We start from the raw sequence: 12715 nt of genomic DNA, 5'->3' as shown, positions 1-12715 counted from the left end.
ACAAAACAACCATTACAAAACAACAAGTTAAATCAAATTAGAACAAACATAAATCACAACGAACAAATTAAGAACACACCATAAAACACAGTTAAACACTGCCAAACAAGCCAAAAACTCATAGTTTTCTACTACTTTTAAAGCTTTCGAAAGTAATTCTTGATCTAAGGCCATAAGTAGTGCTATTCTTTAAAACATAGCGAGAGACAACCAAATTTAGGAGTAGTGTTATGATTTCATCTTCGCAAAGACAAGGACTTGTAATGATCGCGGTAGTTGTAGGTCTAATGACACTACCGATGATGTACTAAGCAAGTTACAGATAAAAAAAGGGACGCCATGAGCGTCCCTTTTTTTGTTCAATTTTTTCACTTCGAAAACAGATGCAGTGTTAGCACATCCCAGTTCGCATAATAGAAACCTGCGGCAGCTAAAGTCATTGCCATCATCAGTAAGATCGCAACTCGCCAGATAAAACGACCACTACGTGGAGTCAGCTCCTTCTCACAGTCGTTACACATCATGATGAACTTATGTTGGTCTTCCAACTTAGCCTCATGTTCATTGACTACCTTATTACGACACGTTGCGATATAGCGCAGCTTGCTCACCATATCGTGCGGTAGCCTTTCTTCACAGCTTGTTACAAGCTCATGCAATCCTTCGCCTTCGGCATGATATTGAAGCCTCAATAATTTCTCTATATTGCGAGTTCTTGTCACCACTTTTTCAATATCGGTCATCTTAGCCCTCCCACTCCACACTATAATTCTAGTCGAGCATTTCCCTATTCTTATACAAAATCACTGTTATTTACGAGAGAAAGAGACAATAAATAACAATGCTTTATCCCAAACTGACCATTAAATGTGATGTCTGCCGAAAAATAATCAGCTTGGCTTACAACAGTTCACGAATAACGGCTTTAAACACATATCCCTATTGCCTGAAAGACTAGAATAACCATCACGACTACATGGAGGTTATATGCCTAATTCACTCTTTTTTGCCATCTTTGCTCTCGCTGCTCTAGCGGCTTGGGTATTTATTGGTTTCTATCGAAAACACTCGCAAGGTGAAAATGCGCCAGAGAAGAAAGTGAATGTCACGGTGTTAGACAAACAATCGATCGACCTTCCTGACGCAGAACCGGGCCAAGAAGATCAAGAGTACTGGATTTACGTTCAACGTGGTGTGGTTGGTCCGAAGCGAGAATTCCAAGTCGGCATCCACTATTTCCACGCCCTTAACCCTGGCGACAAAGGAACCTTAACCTACCAAGGCGATAAGTTCTTACACTTTGCGTTGAAGCGCTAAACGTCAGCCGCTTCAACTGTCGTCCCTAAGCAATCCATCAGAAAGCCTTAGCAATCACCGCTAAGGCAATAACCAACGCGTTTTCTCTGACTTAGACACCAACCAGCTCATCCATAATGCGCCAGCTCCGCTGATCACAATCCATAATGGAATAACCCATGCCGGATGTCCTTGGTACCAACCAAACTCTTTCATCGGCCACAAGAAAATCGGGTGCAGCAGGTAAATACCTAAGCTGTGCTTACTGATAAAGCCAACCACTTGGTTACTCTTCTCAGACAGGCCTTCACCATAGTAACGGCATACCATGAACACCATGCTCGCGGCTAATACGGTGTTCAACGTTTTGTAAGATAGCCAGCGCCCTACCGTGTACTCTTCTGCTACCAAGCTTGCATCAACCACCATGTAAACCGTGGTTAGTAACGCGAGTCCACCCAGTAACACACTCACGCCAACGGTCATCTTGTTAAGTGGCACAATCTTATACAGCAAGTAACCCAATGGTAAGTAACCGGTGTACAACCACAATTCGTGACTCCAAGGGCCATCGATTTTCAGTAAGAACAGCAATGTTGTGAACAACCATACCGCCGTAAAGGCATAGACCGATCTATCACCGTACTTTCTAACCATGATCTGCAAGAACGGAATCACAAAATAGAGTGGGATGAAGTAATAGAAGAAACCAAGGTGGTAATAGGTGTAATGATGGTAGCTATTAAGCAACACGTCCCAACTGACGTCGGCATCAAAGCCCATTGCCGACCAGCCCGACAGATAGGTATAGAAAAGCGACCAGACAATGAAAGGTATCAGTACCTTGCCCAAACGACGCTTGAGGTAGTATTTGGCGTCAAACGGGCGCTGATCACTGAGCATCAGTGCGCCAGTAATCAAAATGAACACAGGTACTGCCCAGCGGCTGAAACCGTTTACCGTAATGGCAGTAAGCCATTCACCGAAAGGAATAGTGCCCAACTCATTGCGATAAGGCGCCAAAACATGAATCGCGATAACCGCTACGGCCGCGACACATCGTGCTAAATCAAAAAAGAGAATTCGCTGCTTCATGTAAATGCCTGATTAATATTCAATCATTCTACTATAGCAATAAAAAAGCTGACCGGAATAAATACCAAGTCAGCTTAGTGTTAAAGGAGATACTTATCGCGAATCTAGCTCATACGACTCTAGCTTCTGCGACTTGAGCTCTCACAAATGAGGCTCATGTGGCTGAAGCTTATGCCGCTGAAATTTGCGGCACTTTCGGTAAACGCAGAGAGATCATCGTCGTTATCGCCAAGAATGCGAAGGAAACCCACAGACACGCAGACAAGCCTGCCATTTGGAATACCAAGCCCGACAATATCGTGCCAATCAAACGGCCCATCGCGTTTGCCATGTAGTAGAAACCGACATCAAGAGAAACGCCATCGCCTTTCGCATAACTCACTATCAAATATGAGTGAAGTGATGAGTTCACCGCAAAGATGGCACCAAATACCATCAAACCACCCACGATAACGAGCTCTGGTTGCCAGCCAATCTGTACCGCATAAGCGATAGCAGCGGTCACTATAGCCAGCGCACCAGCCCATAACAGCGCGGCATGGCCATCTGGCACCTTACCTTGAGCTTTACCAGTAATCTTCGGCGCTATGCCCTGTACAAAGCCATAAGCGATAGTCCAAGCAGCTAAGAAACCGCCAACCCATGAGTGATCCCAACCAAACACACTGCCTAGGTAAATCGGCAAAGCAATCACAAACCACACATCACGAGCGCCAAACAGGAACATACGTGCTGCGGATAGGATGTTGATGGATTCAGACTTAGAGAAGATCTGTTTGAACTTAGGCTTGGTTTTCGCTTTGCCCATGTCCGTTTCTAAGCTCAACACACTGCCAACGAAGACCAATGCCAACACGGCTGCCATCGCGAGCACGGCGTATTGGAAGCCAATCGTTGAAAGCAGTAAACCACCAATAAAGAAGCCTGCCCCTTTAAGCGCATTCTTAGATCCGGTCAGAATCGCAATCCACTTATAAAGCGCGCCTTGTTGTTCATCAGGAACCAGAGTCTTAATTGAGCTCTTGGCACTCATCTTATTGAGGTCTTTAGCGATACCAGACAAGGCTTGCGCCGCCATGACCCAAGGAATGGTCAGCATTGCCGTTGGCACCGCGAGCATACCCAAGGCGACGACTTGCATGCCTAACCCAATGTTCATGGTCTTATTGAGGCCAAGACGCGCCCCTAACCAGCCACCGATTAGGTTAGTCACCACACCAAAGAATTCATAGAAAAGGAACAGTGAGGCGATTTCTAACGAACTGTAGCCAAGGTCGTAAAAATACAGAACCACCAACATGCGAAGCGCACCATCAGTAATGGTGAAGTTCCAGTAGTTAAAAGTCACCAACATGTATTGGCGAACGCTCTTACTTAGATTTGAAAACATAACGCTATCTCTGCAATCTAAACAAAAAGAGCTTTTGGATCATGATAAGTTCAACACTCCAGATACCAAAAGCTCCCTGTCTAACACTGATGACTATTAGCTATTCGCTACGCCATTAATGTATTCAACCTGGATAGGTTTAGTGAAGGCACCTGGACGCAGTGCCTGCACCTCTTGAACTACCTTGCTCAAATCCCAGCCTTTTTCTAACAGTAGGTGAGCTGCGAACAAACCAGTGCGACCAGAGCCGCCCATACAATGCATTGCAACCTTGCCGCCGTTATCGACGATGTTATGTAGCTCAGGGCTAGCTGCTTGCCACTTCGCAGCAAAACCAGCACCCGGTGCACAGTCGTCTTCAATTTCGATCTGGAACCATTGCATACCTAACGCACGTGTTTTTTCACCAAGTGCCGCCACGTCTTTGCTTGCAAGCTCATGGTCATCAAGTGCTGTCACGATAGCTTCAACGCCTTGCTCTTTTAGCTGAGCCAGTGATGCATCAAGCGTTGCTTCTTTTGTGCCTGGGCACGGAGTAAGTACTAGCGCACCTTGCTCTAGGTCTAGTTGCCATGTTGGATGTATCATTATATCTTCTCCAGATTCTTATTAAGCAAGGCCAACGGTACGAACAAGCTCAGCGGTACGTGTTGCGTAACCCATCTCATTGTCGTACCAAGCGTAGATCTTAACCATGCGCTTACCGACCAACATCGTTGATAGTGCATCCACGATTGTTGAGCGTTGGTCGCCTTTGTAATCGATAGAAACCAGTGGACGCTCTTCAAAGCCAAGAATGCCTTTTAGTTCATTCTGAGACGCTTCTTTCAGCATCGCGTTAACTTCTTCTGCCGTGGTGTCTTGCTTCACTTCGAAGATGATGTCTGTCAGAGAAGCGTTCGCTAGCGGTACACGAACTGCGTGGCCGTTGATGCGGTTTTCTAGCTCAGGGAAGATCTCAACAATCGCTTTGGCGCTGCCCGTCGTTGTTGGGATAAGACTCATGCCACATGCACGTGCGCGGCGTAAGTCTTTGTGCGGCGCATCAAGAATAGTTTGCGTGTTAGTTAAATCGTGAATAGTGGTGAAGGCTGCGTTCTCGATACCAAGCTTCTCGTTGATCACCTTAACCACTGGCGCGATACAGTTCGTTGTACAAGACGCTGCCGTTACGATTTTGTGTACCGCAGGGTCGAAGATATTGTCATTCACACCAACAACGATGTTTGCGATGCCTTCTTCTTTCACTGGCGCCGATACCACAACACGTTTCACGCCCTGCTCTAGGTATTTGTTTAGGAAAGAGGTCTTACGGTGAACACCTGTCGCTTCGATAACCACATCACAACCAGACCAGTCGATCGCATCGATGTCGCGCTCTTGTGTGGTCTTGATGCGCTGGCCATTAATGATCATCTCATCGCCTTCTGCAGTTACCTCGTGGTGAAAGCGACCTTGAACTGAATCAAATTCTAGAAGGTGGGCCAGTGTTGTTGTGTCGCCAGCAACATCGTTAATTTGAACAAATTCTAGCTCATCCCAATCGAATGCTGCGCGAAGTGCTAGACGGCCGATACGACCAAAACCATTAATACCTACTTTGACTGTCATTTTCTGTTCTCTCAGTTAATTGCCTTCATATTTGAAGCCGCAGCGTTGTTGACTACGTTCACTTACCGGAGCGCCGGCCGCCCTAATTACATAGAGCCACTATGCTCATAGGGATAAGTTCACTTGTCGCCTAGCTGCAACTCCAACTATTTCGGCATTAAGTTTTAATGTATTTAAACGCAACATACTGGGCGTGAGTTCATCGACTCTAAGCGCTCAATATCTTGCTGGTATTCAGTTTTCAAACAGTTCGATGCAATAAGGTCGTCAATTAACTTTAGCATCCAACCTGGTAAATCTTGTGACAGGCGGTAAAACACCCACTGCCCCTGGCGAACATCAGTCAAAATACCGTTTGAACGCAGCTGCGCAAGATGGCGTGAAACCTTTGGCTGACTTTCTTGCAATGCCTGAGTCAACTCACCAACCGATAAGCACTCATTACGAACTATCAACATTAAGCAACGCACTCGCGTTTCATCGGACAGTAATTTAAAAAATTGGTGAGGAAGCATAAAACATACTCATATATGGATATGCATATATCTTAGATATAAAAAAACGCACGTCAAGGCGTGCGTTTCAATTGTCATAAAAGTTTAACGAAGAAATATCAGAGCTTGTTGGTCACGGTATGACTCCAACGGCGCGCTTCAGTAAGCTCCGTTTTAACCTGATCCACGCTTAATCCTAAATCGGCGCAGTGCTCATCAATCTGTTGCCAATCGGCATGCTCAAAGCTCTCTTCAAGTGCGAGCAAGGTACCATATGGCCCTTCTCTACGAAGCAGAGCCACCTTGATACTTTTACACAAAGGCAGTTGCTCTACTAAATTCTCTAACGATAGATCGAGCAATGCATCCAGCAACGAGAACAGACCAATCATAAAGGCTTGCTCGGTATGTCCTTCAAATGCCTGATAACGAGACATACGCTGGCAAAACTGTGCACGCTGCAAAGACAAGCCATACAACTCTTTCGGTTTTTTATCCGAGACGTAAGACGCCACCGCCAGCGCGACAAACATTTTCAGTTTTTCTTGCCCTAGGTACACCAAGGCCTGACGGAATGAAGAGATGGTCACTTCTAGACGAGGCGACATGGTGTTCACAAAGCGCAGTAGCTTATAAGACAAGGCGACATCTTTCGCGACGATACTCTCGACACGCTGAAAGTCGACATCGGGCTTACACACTTCTTGGAACAGCTCCATGGCAATCACTTGCTCAGGGCTGATGTACTTAGTCTTAATGATTTCCGGCTTACTAAAGAAATAGCCTTGGAAGAACTTAAAGCCCGCCTCTTTGGCTTGCTGGAATTCTTGTTCGGTTTCGACTCGTTCAGCAAGAAAACTAAACTTTTTCCCTTGGTGAGCTTTGACCAAATCACACGCCTCATCCAAGCCCATCTGCATGATATCGAGCTTAACAATATGCGTGTATTTGAGGAAACGTTCCCATTCTGGCGTCGAAGTAAAATCATCTAGGGCAATCATGTACCCCGCTTGATAAAGCTCTTTAACGGCTTCTAATAATTCGTCGGTCGGTTGGCAAGTTTCAAGGATCTCAACCACCACCTTGTCTTTCGGCAAGCTCAAAGGCAACCGACGAATCAAGCTTTGGTAAGGGAAGTTAATAAAGCAGCGTGAAGATGGGATCGACGGGTTAAGCCCAACCGACAAGAAATTCTCAACGATCAGACGATACGTTGCTCGATTAGACTCTATATGCGCTGGATAGGCATTCCTTTCTCCGTCACGAAACAGCAGCTCATAACCAAGCGTGTTCTTCTTACGGTTTAAGATAGGTTGTCGAGCAACGTAGGTAGCGGTCATTTCTTGATAACTCTAATTGGTTTAACTATAACTCTATTGCTTTGATTAGGCTTTGGCGGCGGCCAGCAATGCGCCGCAGCCCATGAACATACCACCAAAGATTTTATTTATCTTACCCATTATGCGATCTGAACGAATAAAACGTCCCATTTGTGAAGCTAATGAGGTGTAACCCAACATAACAACGCTATCAATGAATACCGTTGTAACACCTAGCACTAATAATTGCGGTGCTTGCGGCTGTGTTGGATCGATAAATTGAGGGAAAAGAGCCACCAAAAACACGATAGATTTTGGGTTAGTAAGGTTAATCAGCACCGCATTTCTAAGCAGCTTGCCACTCGATAGCGTCGAGTTTTCTTGTGAAGCCACTAAGCTAGAGTTGTCACGCCACTTTTGAATACCCAACCAAAGAAGGTAGACCACGCCCACCCATTTGATGATGGTGAACGCCAGCGCGGATTGAGCGACTAATGCACCAATGCCCGCGCCCACCAGCATGATGTGGAATGCAAGACCGAGTTGTAAGCCCGCGATCGACGCAAGTGACTTCTTGGTGCCATAACTTAGCCCATTGCTGATTGAGTTAACGGTACCTGAGCCCGGAGCTAAACTAAACAATATCGCCGTGACGACATAAGCAAGCCAAACATGAGTATCCATTTGCATTTCCTTACTAGTTCTTTAATCTAACAACATTAGTAGCAATAAAGCTCTCACACGCATCAGTTCAGGTAATTTCCCATGGAAAACCACAGCGGCGCCCCGATTTCGTACACGCAAGAACCTCAATTCGAGCAAGCGATTAAACACCCGATCCCCACCCTTTGGCAACAACGAAAAGATGGGTATGTAACAACATCCGCTAAAAAGAAGCTGTACTGGTGTAGCCTGACTTCAGAGACTCATACCAAGGCGATTGTTATTTCAAATGGCCGCATTGAGTGCTGCCAAAAATACCAAGAACTCTTTTATGATTTCTATCAACAAGGCTATGACGTTTATTCATTTGACCACCAAGGTCAAGGCCAGTCTGAACGTATGGTAACAGACTCTGACATTGGTCATATTCATGAGTTTGATGATTATGCATCTGACATGTCTGACGTCATTGCCAGTTTCGATCTCAGTAAGTATTCCAATCGCTACCTGCTCGCGCATTCAATGGGCAGTACCATAGCGACTCGCTACCTACAAACGCACCCAGACCACCCATTTGATAAGGTGACTCTGTGCGCTCCGATGTTTGGTATCAATACCGAGTGGTATCTGAAACCTATCGCGATGATCGTCGGACAAGTGCTCACCGCTTTTTATGCCAAGCCGACTTACGCGCCAGGGCAGCAAGCGTATTATTCGAAGCCTTTTGAAAACAACTTACTGAGCCACAGCAAGGTTCGTTATCAGTGGTTCCGCCGCTTATATGACGAGTCTCCATCTTTGCAGGTGGGTGGACCAAGCACGCGTTGGGTGTGGCAAGGGTTAATGGCCGCCAAGCAAGCGATTCAACAAACTCGTCAAATCAAGATTCCTCTGCTATTGATTCAAGCTGGGGACGAAAAGATTGTCAGTAACAGTGCCCAAGTAAAGTTCATCTCTAAGCTGAAGAAAACCAACTCTGATTGTCAGTTTAAGTTGATTGAGGGTTCTAGGCATGAGGTGTTGTTTGAGCAAGATGAATATCGCAATCAAACACTGGATGCGATCAATCAGTTTTTCGCCTAGAGCTAATAGGCTGAGTAACCGGCCAAGAGCATAGACGCTAAAGAGGAAGAGAAGTAAGTGAGCTTTGCCCTCTTTTCTTGCATGAATTTGGCATACAATTTCTACCTAGAGATATTGTAGTTAAAACGATTCTAGCGCTGGCTAGCGTCAATATTGGTTAAGCATTTTGCAATGAGGGTTAAATGAGTATTCCTGCACTAAAAGATTCCGTGAAAATTGTTGCTTCTGATTTAGATGGTACGCTTTTGGCTCCCAACCATCAGCTAAGCGACTTCACCAAGCTAACGCTTAAGAAATTACACGACCAAGGTTATACCTTCATCTTCGCTACGGGTCGTCACCACGTCGATGTGGCGGGTATTCGTCAGATAGCAGGCATTCCGGCGTACATGATCACTTCAAACGGTGCTCGCGTGCATGACCAGAATGATCAACTGATGTATAGCCAGAACGTGCCTCAGGAACTCGTTCAGCCGGTTATTGATATTGTGCGCCAAGATCCAAACCTCTTTATTCACATGTACCAGAATGAAGATTGGCTACTAGACCGTGAAGATGAAATGTTGGCTAAATTCCACAGCGAATCTGGCTTTAGCTACAAGCGCTTTGAAGCTGAAAATGCACCAAGCGAAGGCATCGCGAAAGTCTTCTTCACACATCCAGAACAAGACCACGAATATCTCGTCACGTTTGAACAAAAGCTAAGAGATGCTTTTGGCGACAAGCTGAACATCGCCTTCTCTACACCTTGGTGTCTTGAAGTGATGGCCGCTGAAGTCTCTAAAGGTCACGCCCTAGACGCTGTTGCTAAATCCCTGAATCTGACACTGGATAACTGTGTTGCGTTTGGTGATGGTATGAACGACGCTGAAATGCTGGCTATGGCGGGTAAAGGTCTAGTCATGGGCACATCACATGAAAAAGTGATGAAAGCACTACCAGACAATGAAGTGATTGGCAGTAACGCAGACGATGCCGTTGCTCACTACCTAGAAAAGCATCTGCTCTAATCTCGCTCGTTGAAGAGATCTGAATAAATAAAAAGGCAGCCAACGGGCTGCCTTTTTTGAACCTTACGTAAAAAGCTCTCTCTAACGCTATCGAGAACCTAACACTTCTTTGCTTAAGATTGCCTGCCACTCTTGTTCGGTAACCGGCATGATCGATAAGCGATTACCGCGTTTCACCAATGGCATTTCGGAGAGTTCAGGCATGGCTTTAAGCGTAGCCAAAGGAATCAAGCGCTCAGTCACTCGCACAAACTCGACATCCACCATAATCCAGCGCGGGTTATCGGGTGAAGACTTAGGATCGTAGTAATCACTCTCTGGGTCGAACTGAAAGTGGTCTGGGTAGGCTTCTCTGGTTACTTTAGCGATCCCCGCTACGCCAACTTTTTTGCATGATGAGTGGTATATCATCACCAAATCTCCAAGCTTGACGTCATCACGCATCATGTTTCGAGCCTGATAGTTGCGCACACCCTCCCAACAAGAGGTTTTTTGTACTCTCAGGGTCTGAATAGAGAAGGTGTCGGGTTCTGTTTTAAATAACCAATATGCCATAATAAATCCAATTAACGGTTGCTCCGAGGAAGATATAACATGAAGGTAATGAAAAACCCAGTGACATGGCTAGTCACGTTCGCTCTACAAGGCTGTGTTACGGCACCTGATACGCCGCAACAACCTGAACTGCCCCCAGCAACCTTGGATGAGCCACTGAGCATTCAACCACAAACCTTCATCATGCGTGGTCAGGTGGTGGTTGGTCACGAAAGTCGAACCTTCACTCCTTGCGGCAGCCAACAACAATACTGGTTAGACTTATCTCCAGAGTTAGCGCTAGAAGCACAAGGGCTCTCAACGAGACCTTACCAAGCTTTATATGGCGAGCTGATTGGTCACCTAACCGTGCCGAGCCAAACGGGTTATAACGCAGACTTCACAGCGCGTTTCGTGGTTGACCAAGTGAACATCCTAACCGCAGAGAACCCAGAGCGCTGCGACCAACCACTGCGTTCAACACGAGTATTTGGTAATGAACCCTTCTGGTCAGCAACCTTCGATAAAGACCAGCTGAAATACACTAAGATGGGCGAACAGCCACAAACCCTCGATATTGAATCAAGCCGCACCACATCAAGCAGCCGTGATTACCAATTAGAAGGTAAAGCTGCACAAGGCAAACTCAACCTTACGAAAGAGAGCTGTAGCGACGGCATGAGCGATTCTATCTATGGGTGGCATGCCAAGCTTAACCTCAATGACAGTGACTATAATGGTTGTGCGACGGTCTCTAACCAAGATCCAACACTGGATTGGAGCGGACTCTACTTCGCTAGCTCAACGCAAAGCTCAGGGTTCTCTATCAACCTTGAACTCAACAATGACCACAGTGCTATCACGACTTATTCATACAGCAATGGAGACCCTTCTATTGTTGAACAAGGCTTCTGGCAGCAACTGAACCAAAATCAGGTACAAGTGGTTATGACTCGCCACCAGCAACAGTATTTGATTTCCGAGCGCATCTTCACACTCGATAATGGCAAGCTAATCGCTGAAAAAGAGAAAGTGGGCAACGTGGTGTATCCGATTGCCAATGGCGGTCTGGTGCTATTCGAAGCTAAGAGTGCGCAAGCGCAAGTAAACACCACCACTAACGTTGATCTAACCGCAAAACAGGTGAACTCTAGTGATCAACTTGATCCAAAAGTCGACCAAGCGATCCGCGAGTATTTTAAGATCAACAACAGCTCACCTGACGATACCAAGTACCGCTGGTTAACCTACGACCTCAACGGCGACGGTAAAGAAGAGCTGTTCGCCCAACTCGATTGGTGTGGTTCTGGTGGCTGTACACTGCTGATTTTCGAAAACCATCAAGATAACTGGCGCTTCAATAGCCGAGTGACACTGGTTAAGGGCGACATACGCTTAGGTAAATCGCAAAACCACGGCTGGCAGGATCTGATCTTCAATGTCAGTGGCGGCGGGGCTACACCTGCAAAACACACCCTGTCATACTCAGGTGTCAGCTACCCGCTCAACCCAAGTGTCGCTCCAGTTGCAGATGATGCTGATATCAGCGACGTGGTTTTGTTTGCTGATGGTATCTCACCCGCACAAAGTGGAGTGAAGCTGTAAAGATGAGTAACCAACAAGCTTGCCCTGGTTGTGGCTTCACTCACCAATGTATTTGTCACCTGATACCTAGTGTCGAAAGCCAAATCGATCTTGTACTGCTCACTCATGAGAATGAACTGTCGCGCGATACCAATACCGGAAAGCTGCTTCAGCAATCCCTTGATCAGTGTCAGTCCATTGTATGGCAAAGGAAAACACCACCAGCGGAGCTAATGGCAGTGCTTGACGATGAAACACGACAACCGTTTCTTTTATTCCCAAGTGATCAAAGTGTCGAGTGCCAGCAAGCTGTAATGACCCAAGCCCAGAGTCGTAAGCCGCTATTCATCATCTTGGATGGCACATGGCAAGAAGCGAAGAAGATGCTTAACAAGAGCTCGTGGTTACAAGCCGTTCCGCAAGTTCACCTCGACATTACCAGCGAATCTTCATACACCTTACGCCGCAACCAAGACAGTGGCCACTTGTGTACTTGTGAAGTGGGTATTGAGTTACTCAAATCTTTAGGTGAAAGTGAATCTGCCAAGCTCATTGATGACTACTACCAACAGTATCTAAAAGTATTCCACGCCGACAAATGTGGCCACGCTCTCAAATAGATCAGCGAGAAGGCAA

At 46.2% G+C, this 12715-nt stretch carries 14 protein-coding genes; 5 read left to right on the top strand and 9 right to left on the bottom strand.

From position 1 onward, the window contains the following. Window positions 1–368 precede the first annotated feature (368 nt). Window positions 369–743 (bottom strand): hypothetical protein, encoded by a 375-nt coding sequence (locus OCV19_RS00490; RefSeq protein WP_004736595.1) that lies wholly within the window; start codon window positions 741–743, stop codon window positions 369–371. 244 nt (window positions 744–987) lie between these two features. Here OCV19_RS00490 and OCV19_RS00485 point away from each other — a divergent pair, with 244 nt between their 5' ends. Beyond that, window positions 988–1317 carry a DUF2500 domain-containing protein gene (locus tag OCV19_RS00485; RefSeq protein ID WP_017061032.1) on the top strand — a complete coding sequence of 110 codons (330 nt, stop codon included), beginning with the start codon at window positions 988–990 and terminating at the stop codon, window positions 1315–1317. A 60-nt stretch (window positions 1318–1377) separates the two neighbouring features. Here the strand turns inward: OCV19_RS00485 and OCV19_RS00480 are convergent, their stop codons facing one another. The 7 genes from OCV19_RS00480 to rhtB form a co-directional block, all read right to left on the bottom strand. Beyond that, complete coding sequence (locus tag OCV19_RS00480; protein ID WP_017061031.1) at window positions 1378–2391, bottom strand: acyltransferase; 1014 nt, start codon at window positions 2389–2391, stop codon at window positions 1378–1380. Window positions 2392–2560: 169 nt separating this feature from the next. Further along, window positions 2561–3781 carry an organoarsenical effux MFS transporter ArsJ gene (arsJ, locus tag OCV19_RS00475; RefSeq protein ID WP_065675911.1) on the bottom strand — a complete coding sequence of 407 codons (1221 nt, stop codon included), beginning with the start codon at window positions 3779–3781 and terminating at the stop codon, window positions 2561–2563. A gap of 96 nt (window positions 3782–3877) precedes the next feature. Continuing rightward, window positions 3878–4369 carry a cyclin-dependent kinase inhibitor 3 family protein gene (locus tag OCV19_RS00470; protein WP_017061028.1) on the bottom strand — a complete coding sequence of 164 codons (492 nt, stop codon included), beginning with the start codon at window positions 4367–4369 and terminating at the stop codon, window positions 3878–3880. Between the two features lie 21 nt (window positions 4370–4390). Next, window positions 4391–5392, bottom strand: a complete 1002-nt coding sequence (locus OCV19_RS00465; protein ID WP_017061027.1) for an ArsJ-associated glyceraldehyde-3-phosphate dehydrogenase — start codon at window positions 5390–5392, stop codon at window positions 4391–4393. 173 nt (window positions 5393–5565) lie between these two features. Further along, window positions 5566–5907 carry a metalloregulator ArsR/SmtB family transcription factor gene (locus OCV19_RS00460; RefSeq protein WP_004736602.1) on the bottom strand — a complete coding sequence of 114 codons (342 nt, stop codon included), beginning with the start codon at window positions 5905–5907 and terminating at the stop codon, window positions 5566–5568. Window positions 5908–6005: 98 nt separating this feature from the next. Next, entirely contained in the window at window positions 6006–7226 is a 1221-nt protein-coding gene (locus OCV19_RS00455) for an EAL and HDOD domain-containing protein (RefSeq protein WP_065675910.1), read from the bottom strand. Window positions 7227–7271: 45 nt separating this feature from the next. Continuing rightward, window positions 7272–7889: a homoserine/homoserine lactone efflux protein gene (rhtB, locus tag OCV19_RS00450; RefSeq protein WP_048610767.1), complete on the bottom strand. Its 618-nt coding sequence runs from the start codon at window positions 7887–7889 to the stop codon at window positions 7272–7274. An 81-nt stretch (window positions 7890–7970) separates the two neighbouring features. On the opposite strand from rhtB, the gene OCV19_RS00445 reads away from it, so the two are divergent. Next, entirely contained in the window at window positions 7971–8951 is a 981-nt protein-coding gene (locus tag OCV19_RS00445) for an alpha/beta fold hydrolase (RefSeq protein WP_065675909.1), read from the top strand. A gap of 182 nt (window positions 8952–9133) precedes the next feature. Next, complete coding sequence (locus OCV19_RS00440; protein WP_048615017.1) at window positions 9134–9961, top strand: Cof-type HAD-IIB family hydrolase; 828 nt, start codon at window positions 9134–9136, stop codon at window positions 9959–9961. An 87-nt stretch (window positions 9962–10048) separates the two neighbouring features. On the opposite strand, the gene OCV19_RS00435 is transcribed toward OCV19_RS00440, so the two are convergent. Then, the gene (locus OCV19_RS00435) at window positions 10049–10516 is read right to left on the bottom strand and encodes an EVE domain-containing protein (RefSeq protein ID WP_017633148.1); all 468 of its coding nucleotides are present in this window, start codon (window positions 10514–10516) and stop codon (window positions 10049–10051) included. A gap of 39 nt (window positions 10517–10555) precedes the next feature. Between OCV19_RS00435 and OCV19_RS00430 the strand changes: the two genes are divergently transcribed. Next, window positions 10556–12100 (top strand): COG3650 family protein, encoded by a 1545-nt coding sequence (locus OCV19_RS00430; protein WP_065675908.1) that lies wholly within the window; start codon window positions 10556–10558, stop codon window positions 12098–12100. Window positions 12101–12102: 2 nt separating this feature from the next. After that, complete coding sequence (locus OCV19_RS00425) at window positions 12103–12699, top strand: tRNA-uridine aminocarboxypropyltransferase (protein ID WP_065675907.1); 597 nt, start codon at window positions 12103–12105, stop codon at window positions 12697–12699. The last annotated feature ends 16 nt before the right edge of the window (window positions 12700–12715 follow it).

This window comes from Vibrio celticus (assembly GCF_024347335.1).
Classification (GTDB): Bacteria; Pseudomonadota; Gammaproteobacteria; order Enterobacterales; family Vibrionaceae; genus Vibrio; species Vibrio celticus.
Note: the sequence above shows the minus strand (reverse complement) of the source record. Positions and strands in the feature narration are given on the sequence as shown.